Source organism: Pseudomonas capeferrum, from assembly GCF_000731675.1.
GTDB lineage: Bacteria > Pseudomonadota > Gammaproteobacteria > Pseudomonadales > Pseudomonadaceae > Aquipseudomonas > Aquipseudomonas capeferrum.
Window position 1 is genome coordinate 514,130 of sequence record NZ_JMIT01000002.1, and the last position, 17,767, is coordinate 531,896.

General features: G+C 63.2%; 17 protein-coding genes. 5 read left to right on the forward strand and 12 right to left on the reverse strand.

Annotated elements, in window-relative coordinates:
- Positions 1-58 precede the first annotated feature (58 nt).
- Positions 59-1,375 carry a PQQ-dependent sugar dehydrogenase gene (locus PC358_RS14825; protein WP_033700805.1) on the forward strand — a complete coding sequence of 439 codons (1,317 nt, stop codon included), beginning with the start codon at positions 59-61 and terminating at the stop codon, positions 1,373-1,375.
- A gap of 40 nt (positions 1,376-1,415) precedes the next feature.
- Here the strand turns inward: PC358_RS14825 and PC358_RS14830 are convergent, their stop codons facing one another.
- From PC358_RS14830 to PC358_RS14850, 5 genes are all read right to left on the reverse strand, one after another.
- Complete coding sequence (locus PC358_RS14830; RefSeq protein WP_033700806.1) at positions 1,416-1,952, reverse strand: NlpC/P60 family protein; 537 nt, start codon at positions 1,950-1,952, stop codon at positions 1,416-1,418.
- Positions 1,953-2,090: 138 nt separating this feature from the next.
- Entirely contained in the window at positions 2,091-2,732 is a 642-nt protein-coding gene (locus PC358_RS14835; protein WP_033700807.1) for a C40 family peptidase, read from the reverse strand.
- A 127-nt stretch (positions 2,733-2,859) separates the two neighbouring features.
- The gene (hda, locus tag PC358_RS14840; protein ID WP_027595859.1) at positions 2,860-3,567 is read right to left on the reverse strand and encodes a DnaA regulatory inactivator Hda; all 708 of its coding nucleotides are present in this window, start codon (positions 3,565-3,567) and stop codon (positions 2,860-2,862) included.
- 150 nt (positions 3,568-3,717) lie between these two features.
- Positions 3,718-4,791: an AI-2E family transporter gene (locus tag PC358_RS14845; RefSeq protein ID WP_033700808.1), complete on the reverse strand. Its 1,074-nt coding sequence runs from the start codon at positions 4,789-4,791 to the stop codon at positions 3,718-3,720.
- Between the two features lie 12 nt (positions 4,792-4,803).
- Complete coding sequence (locus PC358_RS14850; protein ID WP_033700810.1) at positions 4,804-5,859, reverse strand: DUF2066 domain-containing protein; 1,056 nt, start codon at positions 5,857-5,859, stop codon at positions 4,804-4,806.
- Between the two features lie 631 nt (positions 5,860-6,490).
- On the opposite strand from PC358_RS14850, the gene purM reads away from it, so the two are divergent.
- The 4 genes from purM (at position 6,491) to PC358_RS14870 (ending at position 9,277) form a co-directional block, all read left to right on the forward strand.
- Positions 6,491-7,549: a phosphoribosylformylglycinamidine cyclo-ligase gene (gene purM / locus PC358_RS14855; protein ID WP_033700811.1), complete on the forward strand. Its 1,059-nt coding sequence runs from the start codon at positions 6,491-6,493 to the stop codon at positions 7,547-7,549.
- Positions 7,549-8,202 carry a phosphoribosylglycinamide formyltransferase gene (gene purN / locus PC358_RS14860; RefSeq protein ID WP_033700812.1) on the forward strand — a complete coding sequence of 218 codons (654 nt, stop codon included), beginning with the start codon at positions 7,549-7,551 and terminating at the stop codon, positions 8,200-8,202. Before purM ends, purN begins: the two co-directional genes overlap by 1 nt.
- 8 nt (positions 8,203-8,210) lie before the next feature.
- The gene (locus tag PC358_RS14865; protein ID WP_033700814.1) at positions 8,211-8,921 is read left to right on the forward strand and encodes a DUF3108 domain-containing protein; all 711 of its coding nucleotides are present in this window, start codon (positions 8,211-8,213) and stop codon (positions 8,919-8,921) included.
- Positions 8,922-9,094: 173 nt separating this feature from the next.
- Positions 9,095-9,277: a hypothetical protein gene (locus PC358_RS14870; RefSeq protein WP_033700816.1), complete on the forward strand. Its 183-nt coding sequence runs from the start codon at positions 9,095-9,097 to the stop codon at positions 9,275-9,277.
- Between the two features lie 45 nt (positions 9,278-9,322).
- On the opposite strand, the gene PC358_RS14875 is transcribed toward PC358_RS14870, so the two are convergent.
- The 7 genes from PC358_RS14875 to PC358_RS14905 form a co-directional block, all read right to left on the reverse strand.
- Positions 9,323-9,862, reverse strand: coding sequence for a DUF2058 domain-containing protein (locus PC358_RS14875; protein ID WP_033700817.1), 540 nt, complete (start codon positions 9,860-9,862; stop codon positions 9,323-9,325).
- A 24-nt stretch (positions 9,863-9,886) separates the two neighbouring features.
- Positions 9,887-10,720 carry a nucleoside triphosphate pyrophosphohydrolase gene (gene mazG, locus PC358_RS14880; protein WP_033700818.1) on the reverse strand — a complete coding sequence of 278 codons (834 nt, stop codon included), beginning with the start codon at positions 10,718-10,720 and terminating at the stop codon, positions 9,887-9,889.
- Between the two features lie 61 nt (positions 10,721-10,781).
- Positions 10,782-13,022: a GTP diphosphokinase gene (gene relA / locus PC358_RS14885; RefSeq protein WP_033700819.1), complete on the reverse strand. Its 2,241-nt coding sequence runs from the start codon at positions 13,020-13,022 to the stop codon at positions 10,782-10,784.
- 96 nt (positions 13,023-13,118) lie between these two features.
- A complete protein-coding gene (rlmD, locus tag PC358_RS14890; protein WP_033700820.1) occupies positions 13,119-14,477 on the reverse strand; it encodes a 23S rRNA (uracil(1939)-C(5))-methyltransferase RlmD in 1,359 nt (452 codons plus the stop codon).
- The gene (gene cysM, locus PC358_RS14895) at positions 14,478-15,377 is read right to left on the reverse strand and encodes a cysteine synthase CysM (RefSeq protein ID WP_047581666.1); all 900 of its coding nucleotides are present in this window, start codon (positions 15,375-15,377) and stop codon (positions 14,478-14,480) included.
- A gap of 87 nt (positions 15,378-15,464) precedes the next feature.
- A complete protein-coding gene (locus PC358_RS14900; RefSeq protein ID WP_033700823.1) occupies positions 15,465-16,862 on the reverse strand; it encodes a sensor histidine kinase in 1,398 nt (465 codons plus the stop codon).
- Between the two features lie 3 nt (positions 16,863-16,865).
- The gene (locus PC358_RS14905; RefSeq protein WP_033700824.1) at positions 16,866-17,582 is read right to left on the reverse strand and encodes a response regulator transcription factor; all 717 of its coding nucleotides are present in this window, start codon (positions 17,580-17,582) and stop codon (positions 16,866-16,868) included.
- Between the last annotated feature and the right edge of the window lie 185 nt (positions 17,583-17,767).

A 17,767-nucleotide genomic window follows, 5' to 3' on the forward strand; every position in this document is an offset into this window, starting at 1 on the left:
CCAGTCATGTTGCGCCGTGCTCTGAATAATGAAAGATCATCTCCTGAGGGCATTGAACATGCGCCACATCGGCTACGTCTTACCCTGGGCGATCAGTGCCTGCCTGGTGGGCTGCGGCGACACAGCACTGTTGAACGTCAGCGAAGGCAGTGGCCCCTCGCCGCAGTTGCCAGAACCCCATGCAACGCTGATTCCGACCATCAACATCGCCCCTGCCATCGGCTGGCCGGACGGCGGCAAGCCCAAGGCTGCAACGGGCACGCAGGTAGCGGCCTTCGCCGACAAACTCGACCACCCTCGCTGGCTCTATGTACTGCCCAACGGTGACGTGCTGGTAGCCGAAACCAACGCGCCGCCAAAACCCGAGGACGGCAAAGGCCTGCGTGGCTGGGCCATGGGCAAGGCGATGAAACGTGCCGGCGCCGCTGTACCCAGCGCCAACCGCATCACCCTGCTGCGCGATGCCGATCATGATGGCGTCGCAGAAATTCGCAGTACCTTCCTGGAAGGCCTGAATTCCCCATTCGGGATGGCGTTGGTGGGCAAGGACTTCTATGTGGCCGACACCGACAAGCTGCTGCGTTTTCACTACGAGCCCGGGGCCATGCAGATACGCGACAAGGGCCAGCAGGTGGTCGAGCTACCGGGCGGGCCGTTCAACCATCACTGGACCAAGAACGTGATCGCCAGCCCAGATGGCAAGAAACTCTACGTGACGGTTGGCTCCAACAGCAATGTGGGGGAAAACGGCCTGGACAAGGAACAAGGGCGGGCGGCGATCTGGGAGGTGGACCCGGCCAGCGGCCAGCAGCGTTTGTACGCCAGCGGCCTGCGCAACCCCAATGGCCTGGCCTGGGAGCCACACAGCGGCGCACTGTGGACGGCAGTCAACGAGCGTGACGAAATCGGTAGCGACCTGGTGCCGGACTACATTACCTCGGTCAAGGACGGCGGCTTCTATGGTTGGCCCTACAGCTACTACGGCCAGCACGTAGACCAGCGGGTCCAGCCACAGGCGCCGCAAAAGGTCGCCCAGGCACTGGTGCCGGACTATGCCGTCGGCCCGCACACGGCTTCACTGGGGCTGACGTTCGCCGAGCCAGGTGTGCTGCCAGCGCCTTTCGAGCAAGGCGCATTCGTGGGCCAGCACGGGTCATGGAATCGCAAGCCACACAGTGGCTACAAGGTGATTTTCGTGCCGTTCGACAGTGCCGGCAAGCCTGTCGGCAAGCCCGTCGACCTGCTCACCGGGTTTCTGGATGGCAATGGCAAGGCCATGGGCCGGCCGGTGGGCGTGATCAACGATCAGCGCGGTGGGGTGCTGGTGGCGGATGACGTGGGCAATATGATCTGGCGGGTGAGCGCTGCGCGGTAACGGTGAGTCAAGGCGGCCTTGCCGGGCCGCCTTCAGGCGATCAGGGGTTTTGCGCCAGATGCCCCTGGGGAATCACCCGCTTGGCCTGCAGGTAAGCCTTGGCCCAGTAACTGTTGGACAGGTAGTCCAGACGCACCGTACCACCGGTGGACGGTGCGTGCACGAAACGCCCCTCCCCCACGTAGATGCCGGCATGGCTGACCTGCGACCCGCCGCTGGTGGCAAAGAACACCAGGTCACCTGACTGCAGCGCCTTCGCATCCACGGTCGGCGCACGCATGACGATCATCTCCCGCGTCGAGCGCGGCAAGCTGATGCCAGCGGCATCCCGATAGACATACTTGATCAGGCCACTGCAATCGAACCCGGAGTCAGGCGTATTGCCACCCCATCGGTAAGGCGTGCCCACCAGCCCGATCGCGCGGATCAACACGTCGTCGGCAATCGGCGAAGCATCAGGCAGTTGGCTGTAGGAGACCTGCGGCTTGACCACAGGGGCCGGCGCAGGCGCGCGGCTGGAGCAGGCAGCAAGCAATGCCACCAGGGAGAGGAATGCGAAGCGCGCCATCATTACCATGGCCAGAACATCCTGTCTGAGACCGCTGGACCGCAGCCGAAAAGTGTTGAGAATTTAGATTAGACGCTTTCTGTAAATGCGCACGGCGGCGAGCTTTTTTAAAGCATCGCCGCCGTGGCACGGTACATCATCTGGGTATCAGTTGCGCGCGATGTTGGTCGGCGCCATCGCCAAGGCTCGCTTGGCTTCGATGAAGGTCTTGCTCCAGTAGCGATCACCGAGGCTGTCGATGCGCACACCACCGCTGCGGCGGCTGCTGGAGTGGATGAACTGGTTGTCACCCAAGTAGATGCCGGCATGGCTGACCCGGCCGCGGCCATTGGTGCTGAAGAACAGCAGGTCGCCTGGCTTGAGCTTGTTACGGGCCACTTTCGGGGCATCGACGTTGATCATTTCACGCGTCGAACGCGGCAAGGTCATGCCGGCTTCTTCGCGGAACAGGTAACCGATGAAGCCGCTGCAATCGAAGCCTGACTTCTCCGAGGTACCACCGAAGCGGTAGCGGGTGCCGATCAACGCCATGCCGCGCTCGAGAATGCTGTCAGCCAGAACCGGCAGCTGATAAGGCTTGCTGTTGCTGGAGAAGGCCGCCAGATCATCTTCGGTGGCCAGCTCTTCCGGTTCGCCGAATACGGACGAAGGCGAGGCTTTGGCCTTGAACGCCGATTGGGCGTCGATCGGGGTGTGATCCTGGGGCTGGGATACCGGGCCTTGGGCCGCGCAGCCGAAAAGCAGGGTCACGAGTGCGAGGGGCACGAGGGGTGCGAAGCGCTTTAGCATGGGCACGACCGTGTCTGTAATCCTTTAGAAGGGGGAAACTATGCCCTCTATCATGGCCATTTGCAAATTTTATCGAAAAAGATGTGACTTTTTCGTTTTTCCGCTCTAGCCCAGGATTTTCAGGGGCTTACCAGCCCAGGGTTTCTTTCAGGAAAGGGATGGTCAGCTTGCGCTGCGCCTGCAGCGATGCCTGGTCGAGGCGTTCGAGCAGATCGAACAGTGCGCTCATGCTGCGGGTACCGCGGGTAAGGATGAAATGCCCGACCTCATCGGTGAGGTGCAGGCCACGGCGCGAGGCACGCAACTGCAAGGCACGCAGCTTGTCTTCATCGGACATGCCACGCATCTGGAAGATCAGTGCCAGGGTCAGCCGCGACTTGAGGTCGGCGAGCTTGATGGGCAGCTCGCGCGGCGAGCTGGAGGCCGCCAGCAGCAAACGACGGCCACTGTCACGCAGGCGATTGAACAGGTGGAACATGGCCTCTTCCCAGTCGGCCTTGCCAGCAATTACATGCAGGTCGTCAATGCACACCAGCTCGTACTGTTCGAGGTGATCGAGCAATTCGACACCCCGCTCGAGCAGTTGCGCCAACGGCAAGTAAACGGCGGGTTCGCCCAACTGCTGGAAGCGGTGGGTGGCGGCCTGCAACAGGTGGGTGCGGCCGACACCCTGCTTGCCCCACAGGTAGATGAGGCTCTCGGTCCAGCCGGCGTCGGCTTCGCATAGGCGCTCGACGTAGCCCAATGCCGCAGCATTGGCGCCCGGATAGTAGTTGATGAAGGTGGCGTCATCGCGCAGGCGCACACCCAGGGGCAACTGGATCGGTGGTTTCATGCTCGCGGGCGGTCGCTGGGACCACAGGGGGCCTTTGGTGGACAGTGTGCAAAGTCTATACCCGCAACGCGGACGGCACAATCAGGGAGCAGAAGAGCACAAGCAAAATCAAAGGCTTGCGACCTGCCCTGCTCGGTCTGACTGGGTAATTTACAACTGCGGATCGACATCGGCGTCATACATGTCCGACTCTTTGTACAGATCATGCACATGACGTAGCAGCACCATGATCACTGCCGCCACCGGCAGCGCCAGCAGCACACCGGTGAAGCCGAACAACTCGCCACCGGCAAGAATGGCGAAGATCACTGCCACCGGGTGCAAGCCGATACGGTCGCCCACCAGCAACGGCGTCAGCACCATGCCTTCCAGCGCCTGGCCGACCATGAACACCGCAACGATGCCCAGCATCGGATACAGGTCGCCACCGAACTGGAACAGGCCGGCGACCAACGCCGCACCAATACCGATGATGAAGCCCATGTACGGCACGATGGCTGCCAACCCCGCCAGCATGCCGATCAACAGGCCGAGTTCGAGCCCCACCAGCATCAGCCCTGCCGAGTAGATGACGCCCAGCGCGAGCATCACCATCAATTGGCCGCGGACGAACGCGCCCAGGACTTCATGGCACTCTTGCGCCAACCCCACTATTTGCGACTCGCGCTGGCGCGGCAGCAGGCTGCGCAACTTGGCCATCATCAGGTCCCAGTCACGCAGCAGGTAGAACCCCACCACCGGGATCAGCACCAGGTTGGCCAGCCAGGCCATCAAGGCCAGGCTCGAAGCCGTCGCCTGGGACAGCACGATGCCGACGATGTCGGTGGTCTGGCCCATGTGCTCGCCAATGGCTGCCTTGATCTTGTCGAACTTCCAGAAGCCATCGGCCAGGCCAAGGCGGTGTTGCACCCAAGGCAACGCCTGATGCTGCAACCAGTCGAGCATCTGCGGCGCCAGCTCGTACAGGCGCAGCAGCTGCTTGGCCAGCATCGGCACCAGCACCAGCAGCAGGGCCATGAACAGCAGGGTGAAGAGACTGAACACCACCACCACGCCCCAGGTGCGTGACAGCCCCAGGCGCTCCAGGCGGTCAACCAGAGGGTCTGCCAGATAAGCCAGCAGAATACCGATCAGAAAGGGGGCAAGAATGTTGTGCAAGCTATATAGCAGCACGGCGAACAGCAGTGCCGCACCCAGCCAGATCCAGCGGCGCATATCGGTCACGGTCGGTACTCCTTACCAGCGAAAACGCAGGCCGTCGAACGGCTTGGGCACTGCGGGCTGCTCTGCGGCAGCGCCAGGTGCAGGCGCGGGGACCACGGGTGCAGCGGGGACCTGCTCGGCCGGCACTTCCTGCAGCTTGGCCAGCCCCAGTTGGGCACGCAATTGTTCGCGGTTGGCGGTGACACCGTAGGTCAGCGTGCTGCCTTCGGCCATCTTCAGTCGCGCGCCGTACGGTTCGAGCACCCGGCTCAATTCGGCGTAGCGCTGCAGGTTCATCCCCTGCACCTGGAGCTGCAGCTGGCTGCTGGCACCAGGGCGGGTCACATAGCGCGGCGCCAGGCGGCTGCTCACCGCCAGCATCACCGCGTCGGCCAAGGCCGCCTGGTCGGCGCCCTCGGCATTACCCTGCTCGCGCTGGTCACCCACCCACAACTGCCATCTGCCTTGCCATTTGCCATCCGCTTCATGGGCGTGGACCGCCAGCAGTGCATCGGCCGCGTAGCGCTCGGACGCTTCGCGCAGCGGCGCTGGGTCACTGGCCTCGATTTGCTTGGCGTTGGCCACCAGTTGCTCCTGCAGGTCGGCCAGCGGCAAGCGCAATGGCAAGCCTCGGTGCTGTGCCGCACGGCGCAGTGGCTGGGCAGTGGCCTGGCCGTCGCCGACCAGGTTGCTACCTTCGACGCTGTCGTTAAGCCACCAGCCGATGATCGACGGCCGGTTGCTGCCCCACAGGGCCAGGCCGGCCTTGCGCAAGGCACGTTCGGTACTGCCGGGGTCGAACTCGACCAGCACCGATTCGGGCGGGCCGGCTTCGGTACCGACCTGGTTGATGATTTGCTGCGGGTCCTTGCGCAACTCCGCCAAAGCCGGGTTTTGCGCCGCTTTCGGGTCGCCGGTCAGGCGCAGAATCAAGGTATCGAGGGCCTTGCCGGTTGCCTGGGTACGGGCTTCGGCGCCCTGCCCTGCAAGCGGCTCACGCACTTGGTAGAGCCCGGAGACGGTTTCGGCCTGGGCGGCGACAGCCACCAGGGCAAGGCATCCCGCTGCCAGATTTTTGAGAAGATGCATGAAGGATTCCTGTCCAGAAACTAGGTGAAACGGGCCGTTAACGTGCAGACTGTGACCGCGGTGGAATGACAAATGCTCCTGCGCGCGGGGCCTTTCGCATGATCGTCCTGTCTATACCTTATACAGCGCTTCGCGCGGCAACCAGTCGCAGACAGTGAAAGGATGGTTTTCTTTGGGGTTTGTCTTGAGTCAGGCGGTGGGGCTGACATCGAGCGCCGCCCGCGCGGCGCATCGCGAGCAAGCTCGCTCCCACATTTGTTTCGGGCCAGTGAGGCCTGTACCATTTGCGCGCGACCGCCTTGTTTGTACGACGCGATATTGATGGTAGCGCCAAAGGGGCGCGCGCCAATGGCTGCGCTCGATCTCATAGGCGACACAACTTTCAAACCATCCGCTTCACGCCTCAATTCGCCCACCTCCCCAAAAAACCCAAGCAAGCCCCCTCCCCCCATCACCTTTTTAACGCTTTCGACCCCTGCCCGTCGGCCTGAGGATGGCCGCTGCACGGCAACCCTGATAAAATCGCGCGCCTTCGCAGACCTCTGACGTTTCAGGCAGCCGCCGCTTACACAGCCGGCCTTGGCCGTCATGGTCGTTTTTAAGAATCCCTCCCTCCTAAAGGCCTGGATCAATGAGCAAGCAACCCTCCCTGAGCTACAAGGACGCCGGTGTAGACATCGACGCCGGCGAAGCACTGGTCGAACGCATCAAGGGCGTGGCAAAACGCACCGCACGCCCTGAAGTCATGGGTGGCCTGGGCGGCTTCGGCGCCCTCTGCGAGATCCCGGCCGGCTACAAGCAGCCGGTTCTGGTCTCCGGCACCGACGGCGTCGGCACCAAGCTGCGCCTTGCCCTGAACCTGAACAAGCACGACAGCATCGGCCAGGACCTGGTCGCCATGTGCGTCAACGACCTGGTGGTATGCGGTGCCGAGCCGCTGTTCTTCCTCGACTACTACGCCACTGGCAAGCTCAACGTCGACGTCGCCGCCACCGTAGTCACCGGCATCGGTGCCGGCTGTGAACTGGCCGGTTGCTCGCTGGTCGGTGGCGAAACCGCCGAGATGCCAGGCATGTACGAAGGCGAAGACTACGACCTGGCCGGCTTCTGCGTCGGCGTCGTGGAAAAGGCCGAGATCATCGACGGCTCCAAGGTTGCCACCGGTGACGCGCTGATCGCCCTGCCGTCTTCCGGTCCGCACTCCAACGGCTACTCGCTGATCCGCAAGATCCTCGAAGTGTCCGGCACGGACATCGAAAACACCCAGCTCGACGGCCAGCCACTGACCGACCTGCTGATGGCGCCGACCCGCATCTACGTCAAACCGCTGCTGCAATTGATCAAGCAGACCGGCGCAGTCAAGGCCATGGCCCACATCACCGGTGGCGGCCTGCTGGACAACATCCCGCGCGTACTGCCAAAGAACGCCCAGGCCGTGGTCGACGTGGCCAGCTGGCAGCGCCCGGCGGTATTCGACTTCCTGCAGGCACAAGGCAACGTTGACGAGCATGAAATGCACCGCGTACTGAACTGCGGCGTCGGCATGGTCATCTGCGTAGCCCAGGACCAGGTCGAAAACGCCCTGAACGTGCTGCGTGCAGAAGGCGAACAGCCTTGGGTCATCGGCCGCATCGAGCAGGCCGCCGAAGGCGCCGCCCAGGTCGAGCTGCAGAACCTCAAGGCACACTGATGCCGAGCAAGACCTGCAATGTAGTGGTACTGCTGTCGGGTTCCGGCAGCAACCTGCAAGCCCTGATCGACAGCTGCCGCAGTGAAGACAGCCCGGTGCGCATCCGTGCGGTGGTTTCCAACCGCGCCGATGCCTACGGCCTGCAGCGCGCTGCAGCCGCTGGCATCGATACCGCCGTGCTGGACCACACCGACTTCGACGGCCGCGAAGCCTTCGATGCGGCGCTGATGGCACGCATCGACGGCTTTGCGCCCGACCTGGTGGTGCTGGCCGGTTTCATGCGCATCCTCAGTGGCGGTTTCGTGCGCCACTATCAGGGCCGCCTGCTCAATATCCACCCGTCGCTGCTGCCCAAGTACAAGGGCTTGCATACCCATCGCCGGGCTCTGGAGGCAGGCGACGCCGAGCATGGCTGCAGCGTACACTTCGTCACCGAGGAACTCGATGGCGGCCCACTGGTCGTACAGGCTGTGGTACCGGTGACGTCGGACGACACCGCTGAAAGCCTGGCCCAGCGGGTTCACCACCAGGAACACCAGATCTACCCGCTGGCGGTGCACTGGTTCGCCGAAGGACGCTTGCGTCTGGGTGAACACGGTGCGTTACTGGATGGCCAGCCTCTGGCGGCCAGCGGTCACTTGATTCGACCCTAGGAGAATATATGCGTCGCGCCCTGCTTTTGGCTCTCGCCGTGCTCGCCCTGCCCCTCCAGGCAGCTGATCTGAAGCCTTTCTCGGCCAGTTACACCGCCGACTGGAAGCAGCTGCCCATGAGCGGCACCGCCGAACGCAGCCTGGTCAAGAATGCCAATGGTACCTGGGACCTCAATTTCCGGGCTTCCATGATGATCGCCAGCCTGACCGAGCAAAGCACCCTGCGCCTGGAAAACGACACCCTGCTGCCGCAGAAGTATCACTTCGAACGTGGCGGCCTGGGCAAGGCGAAGAAGGTCGACCTGAACTTCGACTGGAACAGCAAGAAAGTCACCGGTAGCGACCGCGGCGATGCCGTCAGCCTGCCGCTCAACCGCGGCGTGCTCGACAAGTCGTCCTACCAGCTGGCGCTGCAGCATGACGTGGCCGCCGGCAAGAAGAGCATGACCTACCAGGTGGTCGACGGTGACGAGATCGACACCTACGACTTCCGCGTACTGGGCACCGAGAAGGTCACCACCAAGACCGGCCAGGTCGATGCGGTCAAGGTCGAGCGCGTGCGCGACCCGAGCCAAAGCAAGCGCATCACCGAGCTGTGGTTCGCCAAGAACTGGGACTACCTGCTGGTGCAACTGCGCCAGGTCGAAACCGATGGCAAGGAGTATGTGATCGTGCTGCAGGATGGCACGGTCGATGGCAAGGCGGTGAAGGGTAACTGATCAACCGCAGCCTGAAGCACCTGCAGCCCCGCCTTGTGCGGGGCTTCTTTTTGCCTGGCCGCCCTTACATGAAACTTGTTTCATGCCCGTTTTATTTACTTAGGCTGCTAACAAACTCTATAAAGAAGACCTGCGACACAGTGCCGCAGCCAACTGAAAAGTGGAGTTTACCGATGACAGTCCAAGTAACCGAACGCGACGAATCGAAAATGTCCCACGAAGGCCTGGCCGCTGGCGTGCGGATCTGGGATGTGCACCAGCAGGGCCAACTGGTCGGAATGTTTCACAACGAACATGAAGCCCACCAGTATCGGGTAGAGCTCGAAGACCTGGAAAACCTGCGCGCCACGCAATGACACCGCCTTCAAAAGAAAACCCCGCCTAGGCGGGGTTTTTCATGCTTACCACATCAGGTCGTCAGGGATCTTGTAAGCCGCATAAGGGTCATCCTCGTTGGCCTCTTCGACGTGGGTGTTGAGCAGCAGCACGCGATGCGGGTCGCGCTCCTGGATCTTCACCGCCGCCTCACGCGGAATCACCTCGTAGCCGCCAGCGAAAGAGACCACCGCCAGCGAGCCATTGCTCAGCTTGCTGCGCATCAGGGCATTGACGGCAATGCGCTTGACCTTCTTGTCGTCGACGAAGTTGTAGTAGTCCTCGCTGTTGAGCTTGGGCAGGCGAGTCGCTTCGATCAACTGCTTGACCTGCGCGGCACGGGCCTTTTGCTCGGCCTTTTCCTGCTGCTGGCGGTTAAGCTCCTGGTCACGCTTGGCCTTGTCAGCCATGGCTTCCTTGGCGAGGCGCTGCTGGGTGTCATCCACCTCGACCTGGCCTTTGTGCTCCAGGCGCTTTTGTTTCTTTTCGGCTTTGTTGGTCTGCGAGACCTGTTTCTGGTTGACCAGACCGGCTTTGAGCAATTGGTCGCGAAGGGAAAGGCTCATGAATTCACTCACTTATGCAACAGCTCAGCCGCAGCTGGGCAGGTTCTTTTCCTGACGTTTGGCTTCACCCCAAAGGGCATCCAGCGCGTCAAGGCTACAATCTTCGATGGGCCGACCGCTGTCGCGCACTGCCTGTTCGATAAAGCGGAAACGTCGCTCGAACTTGCGGTTGGCGCGGCGCAGGGCATGCTCCGGGTCTTGCTTGAGGTGGCGGGCCAGGTTGACGGTGGCGAACAGCAGATCGCCGACCTCGTCTTGTAGCGCATCGGCATCACCGTCGGCCATGGCCTGCAGGACTTCATCCAGCTCCTCGCGGACCTTGTCCAGCACCGGCAATGCGTCAGGCCAGTCGAAACCGACCGTGGCCGCACGCTTCTGCAGTTTGGCTGCCCGCGACAGCGCCGGCAATGCCGCAGGCACATCATCGAGCAGCGACAGCTGTTCAGGCTCGCTCTTTTCGGCGCGCTCTTCGGCCTTGATCTGTTCCCAGCGCAACTTGACCTCGGCCTCGCTCAGGCTGGGCGTGCCCACCGGTGCGTACAGCTCGCCGGTGGGGAATACGTGCGGGTGGCGGCGGATCAGCTTGCGGGTGATGCTGTCGACCACCCCGTCAAAGGCGAAACGCCCCTCTTCCCGGGCCAGTTGGCTGTAGTAGACCACCTGGAACAACAGGTCGCCGAGCTCGCCCTGCAAGTGCTCGAAATCGCCGCGCTCGATGGTGTCGGCGACCTCGTAGGCTTCTTCGAGGGTGTGCGGGACGATGCTGGCGTAGTCCTGCTGCAAATCCCACGGGCAGCCATGTTGCGGGTCACGCAGGCGGGCCATGAGGTGCAGCAGGTCTTCGAGGGTGTAGGTCATTAAGCAAGGTCCTCCGGTGGTGGCTGCTCGCGGGTGAACCCGCGAAGCTGCCACCCCAGTCTCAAGGCGTACGATTACGCCGCGTCTCGATGATGTTCGGCAACTGCGAGATCCGCCCCAGCAAGCGCCCAAGCGCATCCAGGCCTGGAATCTCGATGGTCAGCGACATCAACGCCGTGTTGTCTTCCTTGTTCGAGCGGGTGTTGACCGCCAGCACGTTGATCTTCTCGTTGAGCAGTACCTGCGACACGTCACGCAGCAAGCCTGGGCGGTCGTAGGCACGGATGACGATGTCGACCGGGTAGGTCTGCACCGGGATCGGCCCCCAACTGACCTGGATCATCCGCTCTGGCTCCTTGCCTGCCAGTTGCAGCACCGAAGCGCAGTCCTGGCGGTGGATGCTCACACCCCGGCCCTGGGTGATATAGCCGACGATGGCATCGCCTGGCAGCGGCTGGCAGCAGCCGGCCATCTGCGTCAGCAGGTTGCCGACACCCTGGATCTGGATATCGCCGCGCTTGCCGGTACGCGGCCCGGTGGGCTTGCGTTGCACCAGCTCGATCTGCTCGATGCGCTCGGGCTCGAGCAATTGCTGGGCGGCGTTGACCAGGTGCGCCAGGCGCAGATCACCCGCACCCAGCGAGGCGAACATGTCTTCGGCGGTCTTGACGTTGGTCTTCTCGGCCAGGCGCTCGAAGTCCACCTGGGGCAGGCCCAGGCGGCTGAGTTCACGTTCGAGCAAGGTCTTGCCGGCCGCCACGTTCTGGTCGCGTGCCTGCAGCTTGAACCAATGGACAATCTTCGCCCGTGCCCGCGAGGTGGTGACGTAACCCAGGTTGGAGTTCAACCAGTCACGGCTGGGGTTGCCGTGTTTGCTGGTGATGATCTCGACCTGCTCGCCCGTCTGCAGGCTGTAGTTGAGCGGCACGATACGCCCGTTGATCTTGGCGCCGCGGCAGTTGTGACCGATTTCGGTGTGCACGCGGTAGGCGAAGTCCAGCGGTGTAGCGCCCTTGGGCAGGTCGATGGCATGGCCGTCGGGGGTGAACACATAGACCCGGTCAGGCTCAATGTCGACCCGCAGCTGTTCGGCTAGGCCGCCGATGTCACCCAGCTCTTCATGCCACTCGAGCACCTGGCGCAGCCAGGAAATCTTCTCTTCGTAATGATTGGAGCTGGGCTTGACGTCGGTACCCTTGTAGCGCCAGTGCGCGCACACGCCCAGTTCGGCTTCCTCGTGCATGCCATGGGTACGGATCTGCACCTCCAGCACCTTGCCCTCGGGGCCGATCACCGCCGTGTGCAACGAGCGGTAGCCGTTCTCCTTGGGGTTGGCGATGTAGTCGTCGAACTCCTTGGGGATGTGCCGCCACAGCGTATGAACGATGCCCAATGCGGTGTAGCAGTCGCGGATCTCCGGCACCAGCACGCGCACTGCGCGCACATCGTAGATCTGGCTGAATTCCAGGCCTTTGCGTTGCATCTTGCGCCAGATCGAATAGATGTGTTTTGCCCGGCCACTGATATCGGCATTCACGCCGGTGGCCAGCAGTTCGTTCTGCAACTGGTTCATCACGTCGCTGATGAAGCGCTCGCGGTCCAGCCGGCGCTCGTGCAGGAGCTTGGCGATCTGTTTGTACTGGTCGGGTTCGAGGTAACGGAAAGACAGGTCTTCCAGCTCCCACTTGATGTGACCGATACCCAGGCGGTGAGCCAGTGGCGCATAGATGTCGAACACTTCGCGCGCGACACGCAGACGTTTATCGTCGTCGGCAGCCTTGACAGCGCGGATTGCACAGGTGCGCTCGGCCAGCTTGATCAACGCCACGCGCACATCGTCGACCATGGCCACGAGCATCTTGCGTAGGTTCTCGACCTGCGCCTGGGAGCCCAGCACCAACGATTGGCGCGGGCTGAGACTGGCACTGATGGCCGCCATGCGCAGCACGCCGTCGATCAATTTGGACACCACCGGCCCAAAGCGCTGACTGACTTCGGCCAAGGTCACTTTGCCTTCGCGCACCGAGCGGTAGATGACGGCCGCTACCAGCGAATCCTGGTCGAGCTTGAGGTCGGCGAGAATTTCGGCGATCTCCAGGCCCGCCTGGAAGCTGGACGTACCGTCGGCCCAGGAATGCTTGGCAGGGTTACCCTTTCTCTCGACTTCGTGAGCGAACTCGCAGGCTTCTTTGAGTTCCGCGCGATTCAGGGCCGAATCGACGCTTACCACATGATCCAGCCATGCTTCGAGATTGATACTGCCGTCGGTGTTGACCGGCTGGTGCACTCTCACCTGTACCATCTTTGTTTTACCTTTCCATACAGCGCACCACGCGGGTACGCAGGCTTCCACTGTGTGGCCGCCATTCCCTGGCAACCCCACCAACGGGCCAGTCTGCTAGCCCGCCTCGAATAACGCCATGGCCTCGACATGCGCCGTCTGAGGAAACATGTCGAGAATCCCGGCCCTTTTTAACCGGTACCCCTGACCGACCAGCACCTGGGCGTCTCGCGCCAGCGTGGCCGGGTTGCACGATACGTAGACCAGCCGCTTGGCCTTGAGGCGGGCGATATCTCGCACCACCTCGAAAGCACCGTCGCGCGGTGGATCCAAGAGTACCGCAGAAAAGCCTTCGGCGGCCCATTCGGCACCTGCCAAAGGCTGCGATAAATCGGCCTGAAAAAACCGTGCGTTATGCACATTGTTGTTTCGGGCATTGGCCGCAGCCCGATCGACCATGGCCTGTACACCTTCCACCGCCACCACTTCACGGGCCTGGCGGGCCAGCGGCAGGGCAAAGTTGCCCAGGCCGCAGAACAGGTCCAGCACACGCTCGTCGGCCGTGGGTGCGAGCCAGGCCAGGGCCTGCTCGATCATCGCCGTGTTGACCTGCGCGTTGACCTGCACGAAGTCGCCGGGGCGCCAGGCCAGTTCCAACTGCCAGGGCTCAAGGGCAAAGCCCAGTTTCGCGGCCGTATCCACGGGCGCCGGCTCACCTTCACCCTGCAGCCAGAGCTGCGCCCCGGCCTCGCTGCAAAATGCCTGCAGGCGTGCCAGGTCATCTTCCGCCAGCGGCGCGACATGGCGTACCAGCACGGCTTCGGCAGTGCCGCTGAACAGCTCGACATGGCCGATTACCTGCGGTTTGCTCAACGCACGCAAGGCGGTCGGCAAGTGACGCAGAATCGACTGCAAGGGCTGTACCAGCACCGCGCATTCGTCGATGGAAATGATCTCCTGACTGGCTTCGGCACGGAAGCCGACTTCCAGCTGACGCGCCTTGATGTCCCAGCGCACGGCTACCCGCGCCCGGCGTCGGTAGCCGAATTCCGGCCCGCTCAGCGGGGCGGCCCATGCGTCGGGTTGTATGCCGGCAACCCGCTGCAGTTGCTCGGCCAGCGTGCGCTGCTTGAGCGCCAGTTGCCCTTCGTGGGGCAAATGCTGCAGGTTGCAGCCACCACAGCGGGCATAGTGCCGGCACGGCGCCTCGCGCCGTTCGGGGCTGGCCTGCAGCACGCGTTCCAGGCGCGCCTCCACCACCTTGCCGCGGGCATTGAGCACGCGGGCCTCGACGGCCTCACCGGCCAACGCGCCGCTGACGAACCAGGTACGCCCTTCATGGAAGGCGATGCCACGGCCGTCACCGGCCAGGCGCTCGATATCCAGGCGCTGTTTCTTGCCCACGGGAACCTGAGGGCTACGGTTGCCACCGGCTGGCTGGAAGCGCAGGCCGCTGTTGCTTTTCTTCTTGGACATTTAGCTCGGGTCAAACAGGCCAGTGGACAGGTATCGGTCACCACGGTCGCAGATGATTGCGACCATTACCGCGTTTTCCACCTCGTGGGACAGGCGCAGCATCGCCGCGACCGCACCGCCGGAAGACACGCCGCAGAAAATGCCCTCTTCACGGGCAAGGCGGCGGGTGATGTCTTCGGCTTCCTGCTGCGACATGTCGACCACGCGGTCCACGCGGCTGGCGTCGAAGATTTTCGGCAGGTATTGCTCCGGCCACCGACGGATGCCCGGGATAGCCGAGCCTTCCATCGGCTGCAGGCCGATGATCTGCACCGCCGGGTTCTGCTCCTTGAGGTACTGCGAGCAGCCCATGATGGTGCCGGTGGTACCCATGGAACTGACGAAATGGGTGATGTTGCCCTGGGTCTGCTGCCAGATCTCCGGGCCGGTGCTGTTGTAGTGGGCGATCGGGTTGTCGCCATTGGCGAACTGGTCGAGCACCAGGCCGCGGCCTTCGGCCTGCAGCTTCTCGGCGAGGTCACGGGCACCTTCCATGCCCTCCTCCTTGGTCACCAGGATCAACTCGGCGCCGTAGGCCGTCATGGCGGCCTTGCGTTCGGCGGTGGAGTTGTCCGGCATGATCAGGATCATCTTGTAACCCTTGATCGCTGCCGCCATCGCCAGGGCGATGCCGGTGTTGCCCGAGGTGGCCTCGATCAGCGTGTCGCCAGGTTTGATCTGGCCGCGCAGTTCGGCGCGGGTGATCATCGACAGCGCCGGGCGGTCCTTGACCGAGCCGGCGGGATTGTTGCCTTCGAGCTTGAGCAGAAGCGTGTTGCTGGTCTCTCCGGCAATGCGCTGCAGGCGAACCAGGGGCGTATTGCCGACGCAATCGGCGATGGTTGGGTACTGCAAGGTCATGGCGTATTTCACAATCCGGACGGCAGGGGCGCCTATCATACCGGCAAACCTTTCCCGGCCATATCACGCAATCTGCGATGCATATAGCTACACGCTATAAGCGGGGCGCTGCGGCCGCTTGTCGCCCTGTTCGCGGGCTGCGGGTTCATGCACGGGCAGGCGCATCCACAAGCGCAGGCCCCGCTTGCCATTCTCCGCCCACAAGGTCCCGCCCTGGCGCTGGATGGCGCTGCGGGCAATGCTCAAGCCCAAGCCGAACCCGCCGTCGCCGGGGCGCGAACCATCCAGCCGGGAAAACGGCGCGAAGATCCGTTCCAGGTCCTCCTCGGCCACGCCCCGGCCTTCATCCTCCAGCCACAGCCACCAGTGGTTGCCCTCGCGCTGCCCGCCGAGGCGTACCAGGCCGTCGGCCGGCGAGTGACGGATGGCATTGCGCAGCAGGTTTTCCAGCGCCTGGGCCAGGTAATTGAGATTGCCCTGCACCCAGCAACTGGCGGGCAGTTCACAGCGCAGCCGCGCGGGTGACCAGCCGCTTTCGTAACTGGCATCTTCGGCGAGCAGCTCCCACAGCGCCTGGACCTGGATCGGCTCCAGGTTCATCGGCGCGCGCTCGGCGTCTTGCCAGGCCAGTTGCAAGGTGCCCTCGACCAATTGCTGCATGCAGTCCACCTCACGCGCCAGCCGCTCGCGCAGGCCCTGCAGGTCGGTTTCGCCATCACAGGCCACACGCAGCCGGCTAAGCGGCGTGCGCATTTCGTGGGACAGGTCGCGCAACATCTGCTGCTGCAGGGCCACCGTGCCCTGCAGCCGGTCGGCCATCTGGTCGAACGCCCGGGCCAGTTCGCCAAGCTCGTCATGCCGGGCAATGGTGCGCGGGTCGAGGCGCGCCGACAGTTGGTCGGCGCGCCAGGCATTGGCCTGCTCACGCAACTGGTTGAGTGGCACGATCAGCATGCGGTACAGGCCCACGCACAGCAGCAGGGTGAACAGACCAGGGATGATGCCGTTGGTCACCACCCGCCACAGCACACGGTACTGGCCGGGGTTGAGGCGCTCAGGCAGCTCGATCACCAGCATGCCCTGCTCCGGCGCCCCCGGGAATGGAATGCGCAGCCAAGGTTGGTCGACACTGCGCCGGCTCATGGGCCAGTCGACGCTGCGCAGGCGCGTCAGCCTTTGCATGATATCGGGGCGCAGGGTGGCGCTGTCGAGCGGCCGCAGGTTGCTGTCGAGCACGCCGACCCAGCCGCGCTCGCGCTGGTGCATCTCGCCCACCCACTGGTCCAGCCCTGCTCGCCCGCCGCTGCGCCAGGCCCGTTCGGCCTCGGCCGCGTAGCCGCGCAGCAACTGCCGCGCCGGCTCGGAAAGGAAGGCGTTCTGGGTTTCCATGTGCCGGCCCCAGGTGTAGCTCAGGCCGATCATCAGCAGGCAGAAGCCCACCAACAGAATGGCCAGCTTCCAGAACAGTGAATGGCGGTCGAGCATGGCTTACTCCATTTCGCTGGCGCTGAGCACGTAGCCCTTGCCCCAGACGGTGCGGATCTGCCGCTCCTGGTAGCCGATGCCCTTGAGCTTGCGGCGGATCTGGCTGACGTGCATGTCCAGGCTGCGATCATGCCGCGAGTAACCACGCTGCAGAACCTGCTGATAAAGGAAGGGTTTGCTCAGCACCTCATCCAGGTTGCGGTTGAGGATCTCGAGCAGCCGGTATTCGCTCGGGGTGAGGCCGGCCAGGCGCCCTTCGAGCCGTACATCGCTGAGCACTTCGTCAAACTGCAAACCGCCTGAAACGGCTTCCTGCTGCGGCTGATGACGCCGCTCCAGGGCCACACGCCGCAGGATCGCCTCGATGCGCACCTGCAGTTCGGCCATGCTGAAGGGCTTGGGCAGGTAGTCGTCGGCGCCCCGCTGAAAACCGCTGATACGATCGGCCTCGGCGCCCAGCGCCGACATCAGAATTACCGGCGTGGCGCTGCGCAGGCGCAACTGGGCCAGTGCATCCAGGCCGTTGAGCCCGGGCAGCAGGATGTCCATGAGCACCACATCGAAGGCCTGACGGCCTGCCGTTTCAAGGCCTTCGAGACCATTGCGGCACCAGGTCACCTGGAAACCGCCCCGCTGCAGCTCTTCGTGCAGATAGGCGCCCAGTACCGGGTCATCCTCGATCGCGAGGATGTTGGAGGCGTGAATAGCTACGGGATTCATTAGCAACTGCCATGCATTCTCAATTGCGCAATTATTGAGCATCCGCTCGGCTGTAAGCAACCGCCCTGCGACCAATGCCTTGCCAAGGCCACGAAAAGACAGACAAATGAGTGCAATACCGGAACAGGCGGAGTAACTTCCCGGCTTGGTCCGTCACGCGGTTGACGGCGTCCAGGCACATGACA

Bases quoted from the DNA above. Each gene is read 5' to 3' on its own strand.
- PC358_RS14825 (WP_033700805.1), top strand. From the start codon at position 59: ATGCGCCACATCGGCTACGTCTTACCCTGGGCGATCAGTGCCTGCCTG.
- PC358_RS14830 (WP_033700806.1), bottom strand. From the start codon at position 1,952: ATGGTAATGATGGCGCGCTTCGCATTCCTCTCCCTGGTGGCATTGCTT.
- PC358_RS14835 (WP_033700807.1), bottom strand. From the start codon at position 2,732: ATGCTAAAGCGCTTCGCACCCCTCGTGCCCCTCGCACTCGTGACCCTG.
- hda (WP_027595859.1), bottom strand. From the start codon at position 3,567: ATGAAACCACCGATCCAGTTGCCCCTGGGTGTGCGCCTGCGCGATGAC.
- PC358_RS14850 (WP_033700810.1), bottom strand. From the start codon at position 5,859: ATGCATCTTCTCAAAAATCTGGCAGCGGGATGCCTTGCCCTGGTGGCT.
- purM (WP_033700811.1), top strand. From the start codon at position 6,491: ATGAGCAAGCAACCCTCCCTGAGCTACAAGGACGCCGGTGTAGACATC.
- purN (WP_033700812.1), top strand. From the start codon at position 7,549: ATGCCGAGCAAGACCTGCAATGTAGTGGTACTGCTGTCGGGTTCCGGC.
- PC358_RS14865 (WP_033700814.1), top strand. From the start codon at position 8,211: ATGCGTCGCGCCCTGCTTTTGGCTCTCGCCGTGCTCGCCCTGCCCCTC.
- PC358_RS14870 (WP_033700816.1), top strand. From the start codon at position 9,095: ATGACAGTCCAAGTAACCGAACGCGACGAATCGAAAATGTCCCACGAA.
- PC358_RS14875 (WP_033700817.1), bottom strand. From the start codon at position 9,862: ATGAGCCTTTCCCTTCGCGACCAATTGCTCAAAGCCGGTCTGGTCAAC.
- mazG (WP_033700818.1), bottom strand. From the start codon at position 10,720: ATGACCTACACCCTCGAAGACCTGCTGCACCTCATGGCCCGCCTGCGT.
- relA (WP_033700819.1), bottom strand. From the start codon at position 13,022: ATGGTACAGGTGAGAGTGCACCAGCCGGTCAACACCGACGGCAGTATC.
- rlmD (WP_033700820.1), bottom strand. From the start codon at position 14,477: ATGTCCAAGAAGAAAAGCAACAGCGGCCTGCGCTTCCAGCCAGCCGGT.
- cysM (WP_047581666.1), bottom strand. From the start codon at position 15,377: ATGACCTTGCAGTACCCAACCATCGCCGATTGCGTCGGCAATACGCCC.
- PC358_RS14900 (WP_033700823.1), bottom strand. From the start codon at position 16,862: ATGCTCGACCGCCATTCACTGTTCTGGAAGCTGGCCATTCTGTTGGTG.
- PC358_RS14905 (WP_033700824.1), bottom strand. From the start codon at position 17,582: ATGAATCCCGTAGCTATTCACGCCTCCAACATCCTCGCGATCGAGGAT.